This is a genomic window from Devosia psychrophila (assembly GCF_000971275.1).
GTDB lineage: Bacteria > Pseudomonadota > Alphaproteobacteria > Rhizobiales > Devosiaceae > Devosia > Devosia psychrophila.
This window is the reverse complement of sequence record NZ_LAPV01000018.1, coordinates 1-16,955: the sequence shown is the minus strand read 5'-3', so window position 1 is coordinate 16,955 and position 16,955 is coordinate 1. Positions and strand designations below refer to the sequence as shown.

Genomic DNA, 16,955 nt, shown 5'->3' with positions numbered 1-16,955 from the left:
AGGCCCATATTGCCGGTGGCCGTCTCTCGGTACGCTGCGCCCTCTACATGGCGAGCCTCTCCGCCATCCGCGCCAATCCCCCGATCCGAGACTTCTACCAGCGCCTGCGCGACCAGGGAAAACCCGGCAAGCTCGCCATCGTCGCCGCCATGCGCAAACTCATCACCACAGCCAACGCCGTCATCGCCAACGATGCACCATGGAAGGGCAAAAGCGATTGACATCAAACACGGTTGCTCAGGGGAGGGGGCGCTAGGCCCGATGTTGGTGTTCATCGTCTCCCTCCCCCTTGTGGGGAGGGATCAAGGGTGGGGGTGGCTTGGCGAGAAGTGCGATCAAGCAGCGCTGACACGCCACACTGCGTCACCCACGTCGTCCACCGCCAGCAGTGAGCCATCCTTGGCCACAGCGACTCCGACCGGGCGGCCGTGCGAGGTCTTTTCGTCCGTTGCGAGGAAGCCGCCGAGGATGTCGATGCCCGTGCCGCGCGGCTTGCCGTCTGCGAAGGGCACCAGAATCACCTTGTAGCCGCTGAGCTTGCTGCGGTTCCATGAGCCATGCTGGCCGATCACCATGCCGGCAGGCAGGCCAGGCAACGTGTTCTCCGGCAGCCAGCACAGGCCGAGCGACGCCGTGTGACCACCAAGAGCATAGTCGGGCTGCAGCGCGCTGGCGACCAAGGCTGCATCCTGCGGCACGCGATCGTCGACCGTCTGGCCCCAGTAGCAGAAGGGCCAGCCATAAAAGCCGCCGTCCTTGACCGAGGTCAGGTAATCGGGCGGCGTTTCATCGCCGAGCCCATCGCGCTCGTTGACCACGGTCCACAATTCGCCAGTCTGCGGCTGCCACGCCATGCCGACCGGATTGCGCAAGCCGGTGGCGAAGGGACGGTTCTGGCCGGTGACCAGATCGAGTTCATAGATCGCGGCGCGACCTTGCTCGGCTTCCATTCCATCATCGGCGATGTTGCTGAGCGAGCCGATGGCGACATAAATCTTGCTGCCGTCAGCGCTGGCGATGAGATTGCGTGTCCAGTGGCCACCCGGCTTCATGTCCATCAGCTTGCGGCCCGGCGCCGTGATTTTGGTCTGGCCCGTCTCATAGGGGAAGGCCACGACCGCGTCGGTATTGCCGACATAAAGTGTCTCGCCGATCAGCACCATGCCGAACGGCTGGTTGAGGCCGGACATGAACACTTCGCGCAGTTCCGGCACACCATCGCCATCGGCATCGCGCAGCAGGGTAATCTGGTTGGCGCTGGGGCGCGTCGCGCCGGCGCGGCTCATCACCCGGTTCATCGCATAGTCGCGTACATTCTTGGGCGTGCCGGGTATGCCCGCCGATTCTGCGACCAGCACGTCACCATTGGGCAGTACGTAAGCCCAGCGCGGATGCTTGAGATTGAGGGCAAATGGCGTGACCTTTAGGCCCGGCGCGACACCGGGCTTCTCCCCTGCCTTCCAACCCATGGCGGTTGGCATTTTCAGCATGGGAATGGCGCCCTGCGGCTTTGCCTCAGGAATTGACGGCGTGGTGCCAAAAGCCTGGGCGAAAGTGCCCATGTGGCGGCCGCGATAATAATACCAAGCGGCAGCAGCCGCGATGACCAGGACGATGAGTACGAAAATGGCGGTCAAAGCGCGCCTCCTAACTTCACTTGAATGGCAGCGTTAATAGGACGCCCAGCCGCGAACGGCAAGCCGCCCATGCCGCCGCGCGCATTGACATCCGGCCCGATCCGAACCAAGTGGAAGCCAACAGTTTCCGGAGCATCCCCATGGGTTTCAAGATGGGCATCGTCGGCCTGCCGAATGTCGGCAAGTCGACCCTTTTCAATGCGGTGACGCGCACCGCCGCCGCAGCCGCCGCCAATTTCCCGTTCTGCACCATCGAGCCCAACGTGGGCGACGTGCCGGTGCCCGATGCACGTCTGCAAAAGCTGGCCACCATCGGCAAGTCGATCAACGTGCTGCCCGCGCGCATGAGCTTTGTCGATATCGCCGGTCTGGTGAAGGGCGCCTCCAAGGGTGAAGGCCTGGGCAATCAGTTCCTCGCCAATATCCGCGAATGCGACGCCATTGCCTATGTGCTGCGCTGCTTCGAAGACGGCAACATCATCCATGTCAACAACAAGGTCGATCCGCTGGCAGACGCCGAAGTGGTCGAAACCGAGCTGATGTTGGCCGATCTCGAAAGCCTCGAGAAGCGTCGCAACGGCGTCGAGAAAAAGGCCAAGGGCAATGACAAGGAAGCCAAGATCACGCTGGAGCTGATCGACCGCGCCCTGATTCTGCTGCGCGAAGGCAAGTCCGCTCGTTTTGTCGAGCGTTCAGCCGAAGACGAAAAGGCCTTTCAGGAGCTCCAACTCCTGACGTCCAAGCCCGTACTCTACGTCTGCAACGTCGATGAAGCTTCGGCCGAACACGGCAATGCCATGAGTAAGCTGGTCGAGAAATATGCCCATGATAACGGCGCTGGCGTCGTCATCATCTCGGCCGAGATCGAAAGCCAGCTCGCCCAGTTGCCCGATGCCGAACAGGCCGAATACCTGGAGTCGCTCGGCCTGCACGAAGCGGGTCTTAACCGCTTGATCCGCGAAGCCTATGCCCTCCTTGGCCTGCAGACCTATTTCACGGTCGGCCCCAAGGAAACGCGCGCCTGGACCATCCACAAGGGCGACAAGGCCCCCGCCGCAGCCGGTGTCATCCACTCAGATTTCGAGCGTGGCTTCATCCGCGCCCAGACCATCGGCTTCGATGATTTCGTCAACCTCGGCGGCGAAGTCGCCGCCAAGGAAGCCGGCAAAGCCCGCGACGAAGGCAAGGAATACATCGTCAAGGACGGCGACGTAATGCTGTTCAAGTTTAACACGTAGAAGTCAGTCGAACGACTCGGGCCAGTTTCTGGCGGTGTGAACCACCGCCAGAATTTCGATGTTCGCAGTGACTCGATAGACGACGATGTAGGGCAAATCAGCGAAAACCAGTTCGCGCGTATTTAATGCTCGACCGGCGCGACCCATTTTGGGTGAAGAGCCAAGCCCCTGTTCCGCTCGATCAACCAGTTCGTGAGCCAGCCTATAGGCGGCGAGCGGACTGTCCTGCGCAACGTAGTCCTGGATTTCTTCGAGATTGTGCAACGCGGGCCTAGTCCACCTGATGCGCATCAGTCCGGGCGGTATTTGTTCAGCACACGTGCCATATCATCATCGGTTACGAAATCGCCGCTATCAGCAGCGTCGACGCCAACCGCGACCTTATCCAGAAAGCGCTCCTGCCACTCTAGCGAGTAGCCTTTCGCAAGTGCGTCCGCGACCACCTGAGACGCCGAAAGGCCAGAACGCCGCGCAATGGCGTCAACGCGAGCCTGCAGTTCGTCGGGGATGTCGAGTGTGACTGTCATCGCACCAATATGAGGCTTGCCTGCACGGTTGAAAAGCCCTCAGCCCTCAATCGTATCCTTGCGCATCTGGCTGGGCGTCATCCCATAGGCCTTGCGGAAGTGTTCGTAGAACTGGGTCTGGCTGACGAAGCCGGCCTGGAAGGCGACGTTGGCGATCGACAGGCTGCCGTCGAATAGTAGCGAGCGGGCGCGGATCAGGCGCATGCGGGTGACGAATTTCTGCACCGAGATATGCATCACCTTGGTGAAGAGGTTGGTGGCGTAGTTGGGATGGAGGCCCACCACTTTTGCGATGTCTTCGGCGCTCAGCGGGTCGGAAATATTCTCCACGATGTGCCGCACCATGCGCACCACATAGCGCACCGGCGATCCGGTGCGGGTGCGTGGGCCGGTCTTTTCCACCCAGGCCGGCAGCAGCGTGTCCCAGCCGGTGATGGCGGCGCGGCGAAACATGGTGCCGATTTCGGATCGCACGATATCGGTGCGCAGGGCATTGCCGCTCCGATAGTCCTGATGCCAGCGCTCCAGCGTTTCTAGCCCAATGCAGTCGGGGTTGAGCTGGATGACGCCGCCGCCCATCAGCGTTTCGGTGAGCCGCCCGAGTTGGGGCATTTCGAGAAAGGCATCCATCGGCAGGTAGATGTTGAGTTGCCGCCCCTCGGCAGTCTCGGGGCTGAGGGCGATGGTCTGGTGCGGTATTCCGGCCCAGAAGGCGACAAGCCGCCCGGCACCCATGGTCGCAGGACCGCCATCGAACAGATAATCCATCGAGCCATGCGTCAGCCAGTTGAACTCGATATGGCCATGGCTATGCGCCGCTTCCATCAGTTGCGGAGCGAAGGAGCGGATACCAAAACGCCCGAACGCCTTGCCCGAGGAGTAGAAGCTACGGTCGGGACGCGGCGTCGGCTTCGGCGCCTTTTCGCGCGGTACGCGCGCTATGGCCGGTTTTTCATCAATCATACTTATCGGTACATTTCTTAGGAAACCGGAATAAGTCTCTATCATCCCGGATTGTATCGAGGCTGGCAAGGCGTACCATTTTGGCCTGTGCACGGGATGAAGCCGGGAGGGAGTGTCCGGTTTCGGCAAAGCAATGCCGGCCCGATGCCATGGGAGGTTTTATGAAACGACACACGATTGCCCTAGGCGGGGCAGGACTGATGCTGGGCGTCTCGCTGCTTGCGATTCATGCGCAGGAACTGACAGGCGAATTGCCCGATCCGCCGGCCTTTGCCGCGCAGAGCGAACCCAACTTCGTCAGCGTCACCGATATTCTCGAATACAAGGCGCTGCCTGAGTATCACGAGCCCGATTGGGTGACGAAGAAGTATGTCGACGCCGGCACGCTGCCACCCGTCAAGGACCGCCTCCCTAAGGAGCCGATGGTCTACAAGACCGGCGACATGCCCGACGGCATTGGCGTTTATGGCGACACCATGCGCCATGTCATCGGCGGCCGGCCTGAAGGCTGGAACTACATCGGCGGCCAGAGCCAGGGCTGGGGCGGCATCGACATCGGTCTTTCCGAATGCCTGACCCGCACTGGCCCGCTGTTCGAGATCAAGGCCGACGAACTCGAGCCGCTGCCAAACCTCGCCAAGAGCTGGGAATGGTCCGAAGACGGCCATGAACTGACCATGCACCTGATCGAAGGGGCCAAGTGGTCCGACGGCGACGCCTTCGACGCCGACGACGTGATGTTCTACTGGAACGACAACGTCAACGACACCAATGTCAGCCCGCTCAACGGCGCGACACCCGAGACCTTCGGCGTTGGCACCACCCTCGAAGCGCTTGACCCCTACACTATCAAGTGGACCTTCAAGGAAGTCCGCCCCACACAGTACCTTTATGCCATGGCATACGGCACGTTCTGTCCCGGTCCGAGCCATATTCTCAAGCCCGAACACCCCAAGTACAACACGGCCAATACCTACGAGCAGTACAAGAACGCCTTCCCACCCGAGTATATGAACATTCCGGTGATGGGTGCCTGGGTTCCGGTTGAATACCGCGCCGACGACATCATCGTCATGCGTCGCAACCCCTACTACTGGAAGGTCGACGAGGCCGGTAACCAGCTCCCATACCTCAACGAAATGCACTATCGCCTGTCCACATGGGCTGACCGCGACGTTCAGGCCGTTGCCGGTTCGGGCGACTTCTCCAACCTCGAACAGGCCGAAAGCTTCGTGGAATCGCTCAAGCGTTCCGCTGAAGACTCCGCCCCTGCCCGTCTGCAGTTTGGTGCTCGCACCATCGGCTACGCCCTGCGCATGAACTTCTCGGCCAATGGCTGGGGCGAACCCGATGCGCGTGGCCAAGCCATCCGCGAACTCAACCGCAATCTGGACTTCCGCAAGGCCGTCTCGATCGCCCTAGATCGTCAGCGTCTCGGCGACTCGCTGGTCCGCGGTCCGTTCACCGCCATTTATCCCGGCGGCCTCTACGCCGGTACTGCCTTCTACGACAAGGCTTCGACCGTCTACTATCCCTACAATATCGAAGCCGCGAATACCCTGCTGGATGGCCTCGGCCTGACCGACACCGACGGCAATGGCATCCGCAACCTGGCGAACGGCGGCGGCGATCTGGAGATCACCCTGCTTGCCAACACCGACTACGGCACCGACACCAATTTGGCCGAAGGCGTCATCGCGCAACTGGAGCCACTTGGCATCCGCGTGATCGCCAACTTCCAGACCGGTACGGCACGTGACGACATGGCTCAGGCCGGCCAGTTTGACTGGTCTGTCGAACGCCAGGGTAGCGAGATGGTCTCGGTGGTTCAGGGCACGACAGCGCTGGCTCCAACCGGTCCACGCACCAGCTACTTCCACCGCGCCGGCACTGACGGCACGCTCGACCTGCTCCCATTCGAGCAGGAACTGGTCGATACCGTAAACGCCTTCGTCGCCACCAGCGACAATGCCGAACGCGTCGCACTGATGAAGAAGTATCAGCACACCTACACCGAGAACGTATATTCCGTCGGCCTGACGCAATATCCCGGTGCGCTGATCGTCAACAAGCGCTTTGCCAATATCCCGGCCGGCGCCCCGATCTTCATGTTCAACTGGGCCGAAGACAACATTATCCGCGAGCGTGTCTTCGTACCGGCCGACAAACAGGGTGACTATGAGCTGCATCCCGAAACGCTTCCGGGCAAGCCCGGCGGTGCGGGTCCGGTTTGATCCCCTAGCGTAGCGAACTCTGGCAGGGGGATTCGTCCCCCTGCCCTCCAAAATAAGGGCTTGCGGCCATGCTTCGATTTGTAACTTTCCGCGTGTTGAACGCCATTCCACTGCTGTTCCTGCTCAGCATCGTGACGTACGCCATCATCCAGGCGCCTCCCGGCGACTATGGTGACACAATCCGCTCCATGCTGATCAACCAGGGCGGCGCCACCGCTGAAGTGGCCGAAGCACAGGCCGAAATTTATCGCCAGGCAAACGGCCTGAACGACCCGATCATCACGCAATATTTCCGCTGGATCACCGGCATCGTCACCCGCTTCGATTTCGGCCACTCGTTCTTTTACAACAAGGACGTCTCCCAGGTCGTGATGGAGCGCCTGCCGGCCACCATCCTGCTCGCCCTGACCTGCCATCTGCTCGCATCGTTCCTCGGCATTGGCCTCGGCATTCTCGCCGCAACTCGCCAGTATTCCTGGGTCGATACCGGCCTCGGTATTATCTCCTTCCTCGGCATGACCATCCCCCGGTTTCTTCTGGCGATCATCATTCTTTACGTCCTGGTCTTCCGCATGAATGTCAGCGAAGTGGGCATGTTTTTCTCCGCCCGCTACGGCGGCGCGCCCTGGAGCTGGGACAAGTTCGTCAACCTGCTAACCCACATTTGGCCGGTCATCTTCATCGCGACCTTCGGCGGCCTCGCCTACAACATGCGCGTCATGCGGGCCAATTTGCTCGACGTGCTCAACAGCCAATATGTCGAAACCGCCCGCGCCAAGGGCCTGCCCGAAAGCGCCGTGATCATGAAGCATGCCGTGCCAAATGCGCTGCATCCGCTGGTCGCCTATCAGGGCGTGGTGCTGCCCTACATGCTGACCGGTGAAATCGAAGTTGCCATCGTCTTTGGCCTCGCGACCGTCGGCCCGGCCATCGTTGGCTCGATGGGCGTCGGCGACGTCTATGTCACCGCCACCTTCATGCTGGTGCTCGCCGCGACGCTGATCATCGGCAACATCATTTCCGACGTGTTGCTGGTCGCGCTCGATCCGCGCGTTCGTCTCGGAGGCGCAGAATGAGCACCGTAGACACCCGCTCCTCCATCCCGCTGCCGCCCGACGCTGGCGGCCCGATGCCAACGCCCGCTGAAGAAGCTGGCAACCCCAAGGTCGTCACGCGCTACGGCAGCAGCAGCGGCAACGAAACCTATGCCACCTTGGTGTGGCGCCGCTTCAAGCGCTCGCCCATGGGCATGATCGGATTGGTCCTCGTCGCACTGATGCTCGTGGTCTCGATCTTTGCAGACTTCTTCGCGCCGATGGACCCCAAGCAGGCCAACCTGCCATTCGCCTCGCCAGACGTTATCGCGTTCGAGGATCCAGCTGGTAGTTTCACCCTGATTCCTTATGTCTATCCCATCGGCGATACTGGCGAATTCGATCCCGTGACCTTCCAGCCGCTCACTGGACTGGTCAAGGATAACCCGACCCCAACGGGCTTCTTCGTCACCGGCGCTGCCTACAAGCTGCTCTGGTTCATCCCGTCCAATATCCATTTTTTCGGCTCGACCGATGGGCGCCCGATCCAGCTGCTCGGCACCGACAAGTTTGGCCGCGACATTCTCTCGCGCGGCATCATCGGCTCGCGCATCTCGCTGATGATCGCGCTTGCCGTGGTGACGCTGACCACCATCGTCGGCACGCTGGTCGGCATCACCTCGGGCTATATCGGCGGTCGCTTCGATAGCTGGGTGCAGCGCTTCGTCGACTTTGTGCTGGCCTTCCCGCAACTGCCGCTCTACCTCGCACTGACCTCGCTGATCCCGGTGACCGCACCATCCAACGTGTTCCTCACCTTCGTGATCTTCGTCATGGCGGTGCTCGGCTGGGCGCAACTCAGCCGCGAGGTGCGCTCCAAAACCCTGTCGCTGGCCCGCATCGAATATGTGCGCGCCGCCATCGCCGTGGGTGCCACCGATAGCCGCATCATCACGCGGCACATCCTGCCTAACGTGCTGAGCCACATCATCGTCTCCATTACACTGGCCATTCCGAGCGTCGTGCTGCTCGAAAGCTTTCTCGGCTTTCTCGGCTTTGCCGTGAAGCCGCCGCTGATCTCCTGGGGCCTTATGCTGCAGGACACCGGCACCTTCTCGGTGATCGGTTCCTACCCCTGGATCCTGTCGCCCGTCATCTTCGTGTTGATCACCGTCTTTGCGTTCAACGCGCTGGGCGATGGCTTGCGCGACGCCATCGACCCCTATTGAGGAGGCAGGACATGACCGAACCTACACACACGCCTGTTTCCAATGTTCGCCACGATCTGGGCAGCCATGGCCGCGAACTGATCCTCGACGCCCGCAATGTCGGGGTGGATTTCAAGGTCGAGGGGGGTACCGTCAATGCCGTGCGCGATGTTTCCTTCCAGCTCCACAAAGGCGAAACTATCGCCATCGTGGGGGAATCCGGCTCGGGTAAATCCGTGACCGCCCGCGCCTTGATGAAACTGCTGACCAAGCGGGCGACCATCCTGCCGCAGACCCAAATTACGCTCAGCGGCAAGAACGTCGTCACCATGAGCGACCGCGACATGCGCAAGCTGCGCGGCAATGACATCGCGATGATTTTCCAGGAGCCGATGAGCTCGCTGAACCCGGTCTATACGATCGGCCAGCAGATTTGCGAAGTCATCCAGTTGCACAACCGCATGAGCCGCAAGGCGGCAATGGACAAGGCCGAGGCGCTGCTGGTGGAGGTGCAGATCCCCGAGCCCAAAGCCCGCCTCAACAACTATCCGCACCAGCTCTCCGGCGGGCAGCGCCAGCGCGTCATGATCGCCATGGCACTGGCCAATCGCCCCGACGTGCTCATCGCCGACGAGCCGACCACGGCGCTCGACGTCACCGTGCAGGCGCAAATCCTCAATCTGATCAAGGACCTCAAGGACAAATACGGCATGGCGGTGATCCTGATCACCCATGACCTGACCGTGGTTCGCCAGTTCAGCGAATACGTCTATGTCATGCAAAACGGCCGGGTGCAGGAGCACAACGCCACCGAGGCTTTGTTCGCCAATCCCACCCACGCCTATACCAAGCATTTGCTAGCCTCCGAGCCCAAGGGCACGGCCTTGCCGCTCGACGACGGTCCGCACGAGACTGTTCTTGAAGGCAAGGAAGTCAAGGTCAGCTTCACCCTCAAGCGCGGCGGTTTCTTCAAGCCCGACTTCTTCGAGCTCAAGGCCGTCGACAAACTCGACATCAAGCTGATGCGCCACGAAACCCTCGGCATCGTCGGGGAATCTGGCTCGGGCAAGACCACCTTCGGCCAGGCGCTGATCCGGCTGATCGGCAACCAGGGCGGCGAAATCCTGTTCGACGGCGAGCGCATCGACAACAAGGACCGCGCCGCCATGCGGCCGCTGCGCTCGAGAATGCAGATCGTGTTCCAAGACCCGTTCTCCAGCCTCAACCCGCGCATGTCGATCCGCCAGATCATCGAGGAGGGCCTGATCGTCAATCATATCGGCGTCAACCGCGCCGAACGCGGCGATCGCGTCCGCCAGGCGCTTCAGGATGCCGGAATGCCCGACACCATCCTCAACCGGTTCCCGCATGAGTTTTCAGGCGGCCAGCGCCAGCGCATCGCCATTGCCCGTGCGATCGCGCTCGAACCAGAATTCATCCTGCTCGACGAGCCGACCTCGGCACTCGACCTTTCGGTGCAGTCCCAGATCATCGACCTGCTGCGCAAGCTCCAGGACGAAAAGGGCCTGTCCTATCTCTTCATCAGCCACGATCTCAAAGTCGTGCGCGCCCTCTGTCACCGGGTCATGGTCATGCAATATGGCAAGATCGTCGAGCAGGGGCCGGTCGCCGATGTCCTCACCAATCCTCAAACCGAATATACGCGCCGCCTTGTCCGCGCCGCGTTCGAAATAGCCGCTTAGGAGCATTCGACTATGGCAAACCCAAAGATCACTTTCATCGGCGCCGGCTCGGCCGTGTTCATGAAGAACATCGTCGGCGACATCCTGCAGCGCCCGGCCCTCGCCGGCGCCACCGTGCGGCTGATGGACATCAACCCGACCCGCCTCGAGGAAAGCGAGATCATCGCCCGCAAGCTGATTTCGACCCTCGGCGTTTCCGCCACGGTGGAGACTTACTCAAACCAGCGCCAGGCTCTCGACGGCACCAACTTCGTCGTCGTCTGCTTCCAGATCGGCGGCTACGAGCCCTCGACGGTGATCGATTTCGACGTGCCGAAAAAGTACAACCTGCGCCAGACCATTGCCGATACCCTGGGCGTCGGCGGCATCATGCGCGGCCTGCGCACCGTGCCGCATCTCTGGAGCATCTGCGAGGATATGCTGCAGGTCGCGCCTGAGGCGATCATGTTGCAATACGTCAACCCGATGGCAATCAACACCTGGGCGATCGCCGAAAAATACCCGACCATCAAGCAGGTTGGCCTGTGTCATTCGGTGCAGGGCACGGCAATGGAACTGGCCGAGGACCTCGATATTCCCTACGAGGAAATCCGCTACCGCTCCGCCGGCATCAACCACATGGCGTTCTATCTCAAGTTCGAGCATCGCCAGAAAGACGGATCCTACAAGGACCTCTACCCGGCCCTGCTCGCCGGCTACGCCTCCGGCAAGGCGCCCAAGCCGAGCAAGTGGAACCCGCGCCAAAACAACAAGGTGCGCTACGAGATGCTGACGCGCCTTGGATATTTCGTCACCGAAAGCTCCGAGCACTTTGCTGAATACACGCCCTATTTCATCAAGGAAGGCCGCGAGGACCTGATCGCGAAATTCGGCGTGCCGCTGGATGAGTATCCCAAGCGCTGCATCGAGCAGATCGCCCGCTGGAAAAAAACCTCGGAAGACTACAAGAAGGCTGACCGCATCGAGGTGGCGCAGTCCAAGGAATACGCCTCATCCATCGTCAACTCGGTGTGGACCGGCGAGCCTTCGGTGATCTACGGCAACCTGCGCAACAACGGCGTCATCACCAACCTGCCCTATAATGCCGCCGTAGAAGTGCCTTGCCTTGTCGATGACAACGGCATCCAGCCCACCTATATCGGCGACCTGCCACCGCAGCTCACGGCGCTGATCCGCACCAATATCAACGTGCAGGAACTCACCGTCGCAGCGCTGATGACCGAAAATCGCGAGCATATTTATCACGCCGCGATGCTGGACCCCCACACCGCCGCCGAGCTGGATCTGGAGCAGATCTGGAACCTCGTCGACGACCTCACCGAAGCCCATGGCAGCATGCTGCCGCAATGGGCCCGCGGCTCCCGGAAGCAGCGCGTAGCGTAACTCGCGGCGCAACAGTCCTCCCTGCTTCCAAGAACGGCCCCGGCATCTCCCTGCTGGGGCCGTTTGGGTTTGAAAGTCACGTGCGGTTAAAGCAGCCCCTGTACCGTCTGCACCACCAGCAGCGTCGCAAACACCGCTAGCGCTACGGCGGTAATCCGCTCCACACGCGATGAGGTCAGCAACCCGGCCGACGATCGTGCCGCGACCATGCCCAGCGCCATCCAGCCGATCGCCGTGGCGATCACCAGCACAGCGAACACGCCAAGATACGGCAAGCGCTCGGCAAATCCGACATGGGGGAAAATGGCGAAGGCGAACACCAGCGCCTTTGGATTGATCAGCGTGGTGACAAATACCCGCCCGAGCGTAATGCCACGTTGCGCCAAATCCGCATGACCAGCATCTGCCCACAGCTTCCAGGCCGACCACAGCAGAAACGCCGCGGCGATGAACTTTGCTGCCACCGGCACCAGCGGCTGGCTCGCCCCAACCGCGCCCACCAGTTCGATCCACAGCGTGATCGCAATGAAATAGCCCCCCAATTCGCCGACGAGCAAAACCAATGACTGGCCGACGCCACGCTGCGCCCCTGCAGCGGCCATCAGTGTATTGGTCGGACCAGGCGTGGCCAGTAGGGCGAGCACCGCGGCTATGAAGGGCAGTGCATCCGTCATTGATCAGTCCCGATTATGAGATCGATATTCGTTCATAGCGACGTTCGCGGATCAAGGGCCTACCGCCGTTAGACAGCAACTACACGCATCCGCATACACCAAAAAAGGCGCCCCGGAGGGCGCCCACTGTCCGGGAGGACATGAGTAAAACCTAGTGGTGGCCGCCGACCACTTCGCGGAGTTCTTCGACCGAGCGGACCGGCTTGCGGGCGGCGCCCTGCCAGTCGCTGGTCTTGACCGTCGACTTGGCCATACGTTCCTTTGCGGCTGGAATGGCGTCGGCATATTGCGGTAGCCACTGGGCTTGGGCGACGACCATTTCGTCCACCATGGCCCAGACTTCGTCAGGCGTGCAGATGGCGCCAACCAGCGGGTCGTGCAGCACGGCGAGCTTGAGCGTATCCAGGTTGCCGGTCATTGCGGCTTCGACCGAAAGGCGTTGTACCGAGATCGAGACCGAGCAGGTGGCGGCGCAGGCGGTCGGCAGCGTGATGCCTTCGACCATGTTGATGCCGAAACGGTCAACGTAGCCGGGGCTTTCGATGATCGCGTCATCGGGCAAGTTGGTGATGATGCCGTTGTTGCGGCGGTTGAAATGGCCGCGATAGGGGCGCCCGGTTTCCATCGCCTCGATGATATAGCTGGCGTGTTCGCTGGTCCGCTTGTGTTCGCTGAGTGGCTTGGCGGCCTCTTCCTTGAAAACCGGGAAATCGGTTTCGAACCAGTTGCGACGCTCGGTTGAATAGCGCAGGTAGCCGCCGGTTTCGCCATGGATCCAGTGGCTCATGTCGATCCAGCGATTGATCTCGTTCGGGCGCTTGCGATACCAGGGCAGGTATTCGCTAAGGTGGCCGTTGCTTTCGGTGGAGTAGACGCCGAAGCGTTTCAGCACGTCGATGCGGACCTTTTCGGTCTTGGAATAGACCGGATGCGCCTCGAAACCGGCGATCAATTCGGCTGCCTCGACCTTGCGGCCCTTGGCGCGGATGTCGATGTACCAGGTCTGGTGATTGATGCCGGAGCAGACATAGTCCAGCTCGTCATCGGTAACGCCCAGCACTTCGGCGATCTGGTGGGCTCCATGCTGCACGCCGTGGCACAGGCCGACGATATTGACGCCGCCATACATTTCCGCCGCCCAAGTGTTCATTGCCATCGGGTTGGCATAGTTTAGGAACAGCGCGCCGGGCTCGGCTACGTCCCTGATATCCTTGCAGAAATCGAGGATCACGGGGATATTGCGCTGGCCATAAAGAATGCCGCCGGCGCAGATGGTATCGCCGACGCACTGGTCGACGCCGTATTTCAGCGGGATCGAAATATCGGTCGAGAAGGCCTCGAGGCCGCCAACGCGGACACAACTCATGATGTAGCGCGCGCCGGTGATTGCCTCGCGGCGGTCGGTGGTGGCGGTGACTTTGGCTGGCAGGTTGTTGGTCGAGACGATGGTGTCGATGACCTGCTTCACCATGTCGAGGTTATGCGGATTGATATCGGTTAGTGCGAACTCGCAACCGACGAACTCCGGCACCTTGAGCAGGTCCAAAATCAGCGTTTTGGTGAAGCCGATCGAGCCAGCGCCGATCACCGTGACCTTGAATGACATGTGGATTCTCCCTGATTCACCGATGAGGCGAATGCGTTCACACATTGCTAGCGTTGACGCGTCGATCGGTGTAGAGAAAGGTTGTGCCAAACAGGGTAATTTTGTGCTCTCCAAGCTCCTAGACCACGGTCATGACGTTCGTCGCCTGACGCTGCCGAAGAGTGCCATGCCGCTGCACTGCATGGCGATCAGCGCCGGATATGAACAACGCCGTAACGAAGTCTACTCATGGGATGGGCTGCAGCGCGGCACGGCACCGTTTCTCGTGGTGCAGCACACCCTGGTCGGTGAAGGCCGGCTGGATTTTGCCGGGGTCGATCACCGGCTGGTGCCTGGACAGACCATGGTGCTTTCGATGCCGCATGCGCATCGCTACTGGCTGGAGGGTGGCGGGCACTGGGAATATTTCTGGATGGTGCTGAACGGGCGCGAGGCCCTGCGGCTGGCACGCGAGTTGATCGACGCACGCGGTCCGGTGGTCAGCCTGCCGGAGGCCGTGATCGATCGCATGGCCGGCGCTTGCCTGACGCTGATCGAGCGGGCCGATGTTACGCCGGGCGAGGCATCGGCCGCCGCCTATACGGCGATGGCGGCGCTGCATGATGGCGTGTTCGGCGCCAATTTGGTGCCTGAGGTGGGCTTGCCGACGGCGCTGGCGCGGGTGGTCGCGCATATCGAAGCCAATCTGGCTTTGCCCCTGCAGGTCGAGCGCCTTGCGGCCATCGCAGAAATGAGCCGGGGCCACTTCGTGCGCCAGTTCGGCGCGGCGGTGGGGGTCGCGCCGTCCGATTTCGTGCTAGAGCGGCGGTTGGAGCGCATCGAGCGCCTGCTGCTGGCGACCGATATGAGCGTTGTGGCCATTGCCAAGGCGACGGGTTTTGCCGATGGAAACTACCTGGGCAAGGCATTCCGGCGAAAGCGCGGCTTGGCGCCGCTGGAGTTTCGGGCGGCAGGCCGGTTGGCGGCGGGGACGTGAGCCACCTTGCCATCCCCACCCAAAAAGCGCAAAACGGCCAAGTTGACGTATAGGGCAGGCAAATGACCAATCTTGTCACCAAGGACCGCCGCCATTTCGAGGATCTTGCGATCGGCGAAGTGATCGATCTGGGCCATGTGACCGTGAGCAAGGAGATGATCATCACCTTCGCGCGCGAGTTCGACCCGTTTCCGTTCCATCTCGACGAAGCCGCCGCCAAGGCCAGCCTGCTCGGCGGCCTCGCCTCGAGCGGCTGGCAAACAGGCGGTCTGAGCCTGCGCATGCTGGTCGATAGTTTCCTCAATACGGTGGCCTCGGCCGGTGGGCTTGGCTTCACCAATCTCAAGTGGAAAAATCCCGTCATGGTCGGCGACACCATCGGCGGCACGGTGAGCATTGTCGAACTTCGCCGGTCGGGCAGTCATCCGCAGTGGGGCATCATGACGCTGGATTTCGACGTGCGGAACCAGAAGAACGCCCCGGTGCTGACCATGCGACTGGCCAACCTGATCGAGACGAGGAACCCGGCATGACCCGATGGTTTGAGGACATCATCCTGGGAGAAGTGTTTGCACTCGGCGACCATACGTTCGACGCCGACGAGATCGTGCGCTTCGCCACGCTGTATGACCCGCAGTATTTCCACGTCGATGCCGAGGCCGCCAAGCAGAGCCATTTTGGCGGGCTGGTGGCCAGCGGCTGGCACACGGTCAGCGTCGGACACCGCATGATGGTCGATACGCTATTTGCCGAAGAGGCACGGCTGCGCGGCCTCGGCCAGGAGCCCGGCGTTTCCGGTCCCTCCCCCGGCGTCAATTCCATGGACTTCAAGGTGCCAGTCCGCCCCGGCGATACGGTGAGTTATGAGCTGGTGGTTACCGACAAGCGGGCGTCCAACTCCATTCACGGTTGGGGCCTGCTGTTCAACAAGATCACCGCCGTCAACCAGCGCGGCGAGCTGGTTTACCGCGCTGATCTCGTCGGCTTCAGCAAGCGCCGCGACTACAAGATGCCGCTCAAGCTCAAAGTGTTGCTTGCCCTCACCAAACTTCCGCTTATCGGACCCTTGCTCAAGCGCGGCACTTGAATGCGCCTCGGCGCACCTGCACTGTCTCGCTCATGCGCCGAATCGCCCTTATAGCTGCCCTCACCGCCTTGTCCGCCACGCCGGCCTTGGCGCAAGCCTATTCGGGCAACTGGGCCTGTCGCGATGCGACCACAGCCAAGGCCGGAATCCTGACCATCTACGGCGAGGTCTATGGGTTTTCTTCGACAGTCGTTGGCGACAAGAGTTCGGGCACCGGCACGATCACCACCTACGAAGACGGCGTCGGATTCAATGACGGCGGGCTGCGTAGCACTCGCTCCATCCAAGCCGGTCGAATAATTCCCGACCCTAAGTATGGCAGTGCGATCCAGCTGGAAACGGCGGATTCAATCGTGATGTTATGCACGCCTAGGTAGAGTTCCTTAGCGGATACCCCCACCGCCATTCGGGCGTAGCCCTCATGGCCTTCTCACCTAAAATCACGCCACTGGCGTGACTTTGCCTGCGGCCGGTTCGAAGTCCCCCTGATAGGGGGAGGAATTCCATCCAGCTTTTTGGCACCATCGTGCCCAACTCACCGGCCAGACTCCTCCCCCTTTGTATGTTTGCTTTGAGGCTGTGATTGACGATGATCGGCCTTGGGGCATCGTGTTTTGCGATGCTCCGGGTCAGATAGCGTGTGTCCCCTTAGAGCCAAGCGAGCTCGTCCCTGAGCAGACGCGTC

At 61.2% G+C, this 16,955-nt stretch carries 16 protein-coding genes and 1 pseudogene; 11 read left to right on the top strand and 6 right to left on the bottom strand.

All coding sequences use genetic code 11. From position 1 onward, the window contains the following. Positions 1-221: pseudogene (locus WH91_RS23010) on the top strand (IS110 family transposase); the annotation flags it as partial. Between the two features lie 114 nt (positions 222-335). On the opposite strand, the gene WH91_RS02410 reads toward WH91_RS23010, so the two are convergent. Next, a complete protein-coding gene (locus tag WH91_RS02410; protein ID WP_425285366.1) occupies positions 336-1,610 on the bottom strand; it encodes a PQQ-dependent sugar dehydrogenase in 1,275 nt (424 codons plus the stop codon). Between the two features lie 167 nt (positions 1,611-1,777). Here WH91_RS02410 and ychF point away from each other — a divergent pair, with 167 nt between their 5' ends. Continuing rightward, positions 1,778-2,875: a redox-regulated ATPase YchF gene (gene ychF, locus WH91_RS02405; RefSeq protein ID WP_046169426.1), complete on the top strand. Its 1,098-nt coding sequence runs from the start codon at positions 1,778-1,780 to the stop codon at positions 2,873-2,875. A gap of 3 nt (positions 2,876-2,878) precedes the next feature. Here the strand turns inward: ychF and WH91_RS02400 are convergent, their stop codons facing one another. Genes WH91_RS02400 through WH91_RS02390 form a run of 3 tightly spaced genes read right to left on the bottom strand, consistent with a single transcriptional unit; the run spans position 2,879 to position 4,365 of the window. Continuing rightward, positions 2,879-3,166, bottom strand: coding sequence for a type II toxin-antitoxin system RelE/ParE family toxin (locus tag WH91_RS02400; protein ID WP_046169425.1), 288 nt, complete (start codon positions 3,164-3,166; stop codon positions 2,879-2,881). Then, positions 3,166-3,402, bottom strand: a complete 237-nt coding sequence (locus WH91_RS02395; protein ID WP_046169424.1) for a ribbon-helix-helix domain-containing protein — start codon at positions 3,400-3,402, stop codon at positions 3,166-3,168. The genes WH91_RS02400 and WH91_RS02395 overlap by 1 nt, the downstream gene beginning before the upstream one ends. A 39-nt stretch (positions 3,403-3,441) precedes the next feature. After that, positions 3,442-4,365: a helix-turn-helix domain-containing protein gene (locus WH91_RS02390; RefSeq protein WP_046169423.1), complete on the bottom strand. Its 924-nt coding sequence runs from the start codon at positions 4,363-4,365 to the stop codon at positions 3,442-3,444. Between the two features lie 161 nt (positions 4,366-4,526). On the opposite strand from WH91_RS02390, the gene WH91_RS02385 reads away from it, so the two are divergent. The 5 genes from WH91_RS02385 (at position 4,527) to melA (WH91_RS02365) (ending at position 11,927) form a co-directional block, all read left to right on the top strand. Beyond that, a complete protein-coding gene (locus WH91_RS02385; protein ID WP_143078280.1) occupies positions 4,527-6,599 on the top strand; it encodes an ABC transporter substrate-binding protein in 2,073 nt (690 codons plus the stop codon). A gap of 68 nt (positions 6,600-6,667) precedes the next feature. Further along, positions 6,668-7,675 (top strand): ABC transporter permease, encoded by a 1,008-nt coding sequence (locus WH91_RS02380; protein ID WP_046169421.1) that lies wholly within the window; start codon positions 6,668-6,670, stop codon positions 7,673-7,675. A gap of 53 nt (positions 7,676-7,728) precedes the next feature. Next, the gene (locus WH91_RS02375) at positions 7,729-8,862 is read left to right on the top strand and encodes an ABC transporter permease (RefSeq protein ID WP_046169430.1); all 1,134 of its coding nucleotides are present in this window, start codon (positions 7,729-7,731) and stop codon (positions 8,860-8,862) included. Between the two features lie 11 nt (positions 8,863-8,873). Then, entirely contained in the window at positions 8,874-10,544 is a 1,671-nt protein-coding gene (locus WH91_RS02370; protein ID WP_082101948.1) for an ABC transporter ATP-binding protein, read from the top strand. 12 nt (positions 10,545-10,556) lie between these two features. After that, positions 10,557-11,927 carry an alpha-glucosidase/alpha-galactosidase gene (gene melA, locus WH91_RS02365; RefSeq protein WP_046169420.1) on the top strand — a complete coding sequence of 457 codons (1,371 nt, stop codon included), beginning with the start codon at positions 10,557-10,559 and terminating at the stop codon, positions 11,925-11,927. A gap of 86 nt (positions 11,928-12,013) precedes the next feature. Here melA (WH91_RS02365) and WH91_RS02360 read toward each other — a convergent pair whose 3' ends face one another. Both WH91_RS02360 and melA (WH91_RS02355) read right to left on the bottom strand, forming a co-directional pair. After that, entirely contained in the window at positions 12,014-12,601 is a 588-nt protein-coding gene (locus tag WH91_RS02360) for a LysE family translocator (RefSeq protein ID WP_046169419.1), read from the bottom strand. Positions 12,602-12,752: 151 nt separating this feature from the next. Then, on the bottom strand, positions 12,753-14,207 hold the full coding sequence (melA, locus tag WH91_RS02355) for an alpha-glucosidase/alpha-galactosidase (RefSeq protein WP_046169418.1): 1,455 nt from the start codon (positions 14,205-14,207) through the stop codon (positions 12,753-12,755). 103 nt (positions 14,208-14,310) lie between these two features. On the opposite strand from melA (WH91_RS02355), the gene WH91_RS02350 reads away from it, so the two are divergent. From WH91_RS02350 to WH91_RS02335, 4 genes are all read left to right on the top strand, one after another. Then, on the top strand, positions 14,311-15,183 hold the full coding sequence (locus WH91_RS02350; RefSeq protein ID WP_046169417.1) for an AraC family transcriptional regulator: 873 nt from the start codon (positions 14,311-14,313) through the stop codon (positions 15,181-15,183). Between the two features lie 62 nt (positions 15,184-15,245). Further along, positions 15,246-15,716 carry a MaoC family dehydratase gene (locus WH91_RS02345; RefSeq protein WP_046169416.1) on the top strand — a complete coding sequence of 157 codons (471 nt, stop codon included), beginning with the start codon at positions 15,246-15,248 and terminating at the stop codon, positions 15,714-15,716. Further along, a complete protein-coding gene (locus WH91_RS02340) occupies positions 15,713-16,270 on the top strand; it encodes a MaoC family dehydratase (RefSeq protein ID WP_052952537.1) in 558 nt (185 codons plus the stop codon). The genes WH91_RS02345 and WH91_RS02340 overlap by 4 nt, the downstream gene beginning before the upstream one ends. A gap of 32 nt (positions 16,271-16,302) precedes the next feature. Then, positions 16,303-16,647 carry a hypothetical protein gene (locus WH91_RS02335; protein ID WP_046169415.1) on the top strand — a complete coding sequence of 115 codons (345 nt, stop codon included), beginning with the start codon at positions 16,303-16,305 and terminating at the stop codon, positions 16,645-16,647. The last annotated feature ends 308 nt before the right edge of the window (positions 16,648-16,955 follow it).

Coding starts and splice junctions, on each gene's coding strand:
- ychF (WP_046169426.1), top strand. CDS start 1,778: ATGGGTTTCAAGATGGGCATCGTCGGCCTGCCGAATGTCGGCAAGTCG.
- WH91_RS02400 (WP_046169425.1), bottom strand. CDS start 3,166: ATGCGCATCAGGTGGACTAGGCCCGCGTTGCACAATCTCGAAGAAATC.
- WH91_RS02395 (WP_046169424.1), bottom strand. CDS start 3,402: ATGACAGTCACACTCGACATCCCCGACGAACTGCAGGCTCGCGTTGAC.
- WH91_RS02390 (WP_046169423.1), bottom strand. CDS start 4,365: ATGATTGATGAAAAACCGGCCATAGCGCGCGTACCGCGCGAAAAGGCG.
- WH91_RS02385 (WP_143078280.1), top strand. CDS start 4,527: ATGAAACGACACACGATTGCCCTAGGCGGGGCAGGACTGATGCTGGGC.
- WH91_RS02380 (WP_046169421.1), top strand. CDS start 6,668: ATGCTTCGATTTGTAACTTTCCGCGTGTTGAACGCCATTCCACTGCTG.
- WH91_RS02375 (WP_046169430.1), top strand. CDS start 7,729: ATGCCAACGCCCGCTGAAGAAGCTGGCAACCCCAAGGTCGTCACGCGC.
- WH91_RS02370 (WP_082101948.1), top strand. CDS start 8,874: ATGACCGAACCTACACACACGCCTGTTTCCAATGTTCGCCACGATCTG.
- melA (WP_046169420.1), top strand. CDS start 10,557: ATGGCAAACCCAAAGATCACTTTCATCGGCGCCGGCTCGGCCGTGTTC.
- WH91_RS02360 (WP_046169419.1), bottom strand. CDS start 12,601: ATGACGGATGCACTGCCCTTCATAGCCGCGGTGCTCGCCCTACTGGCC.
- melA (WP_046169418.1), bottom strand. CDS start 14,207: ATGTCATTCAAGGTCACGGTGATCGGCGCTGGCTCGATCGGCTTCACC.
- WH91_RS02345 (WP_046169416.1), top strand. CDS start 15,246: ATGACCAATCTTGTCACCAAGGACCGCCGCCATTTCGAGGATCTTGCG.
- WH91_RS02340 (WP_052952537.1), top strand. CDS start 15,713: ATGACCCGATGGTTTGAGGACATCATCCTGGGAGAAGTGTTTGCACTC.
- WH91_RS02335 (WP_046169415.1), top strand. CDS start 16,303: ATGCGCCGAATCGCCCTTATAGCTGCCCTCACCGCCTTGTCCGCCACG.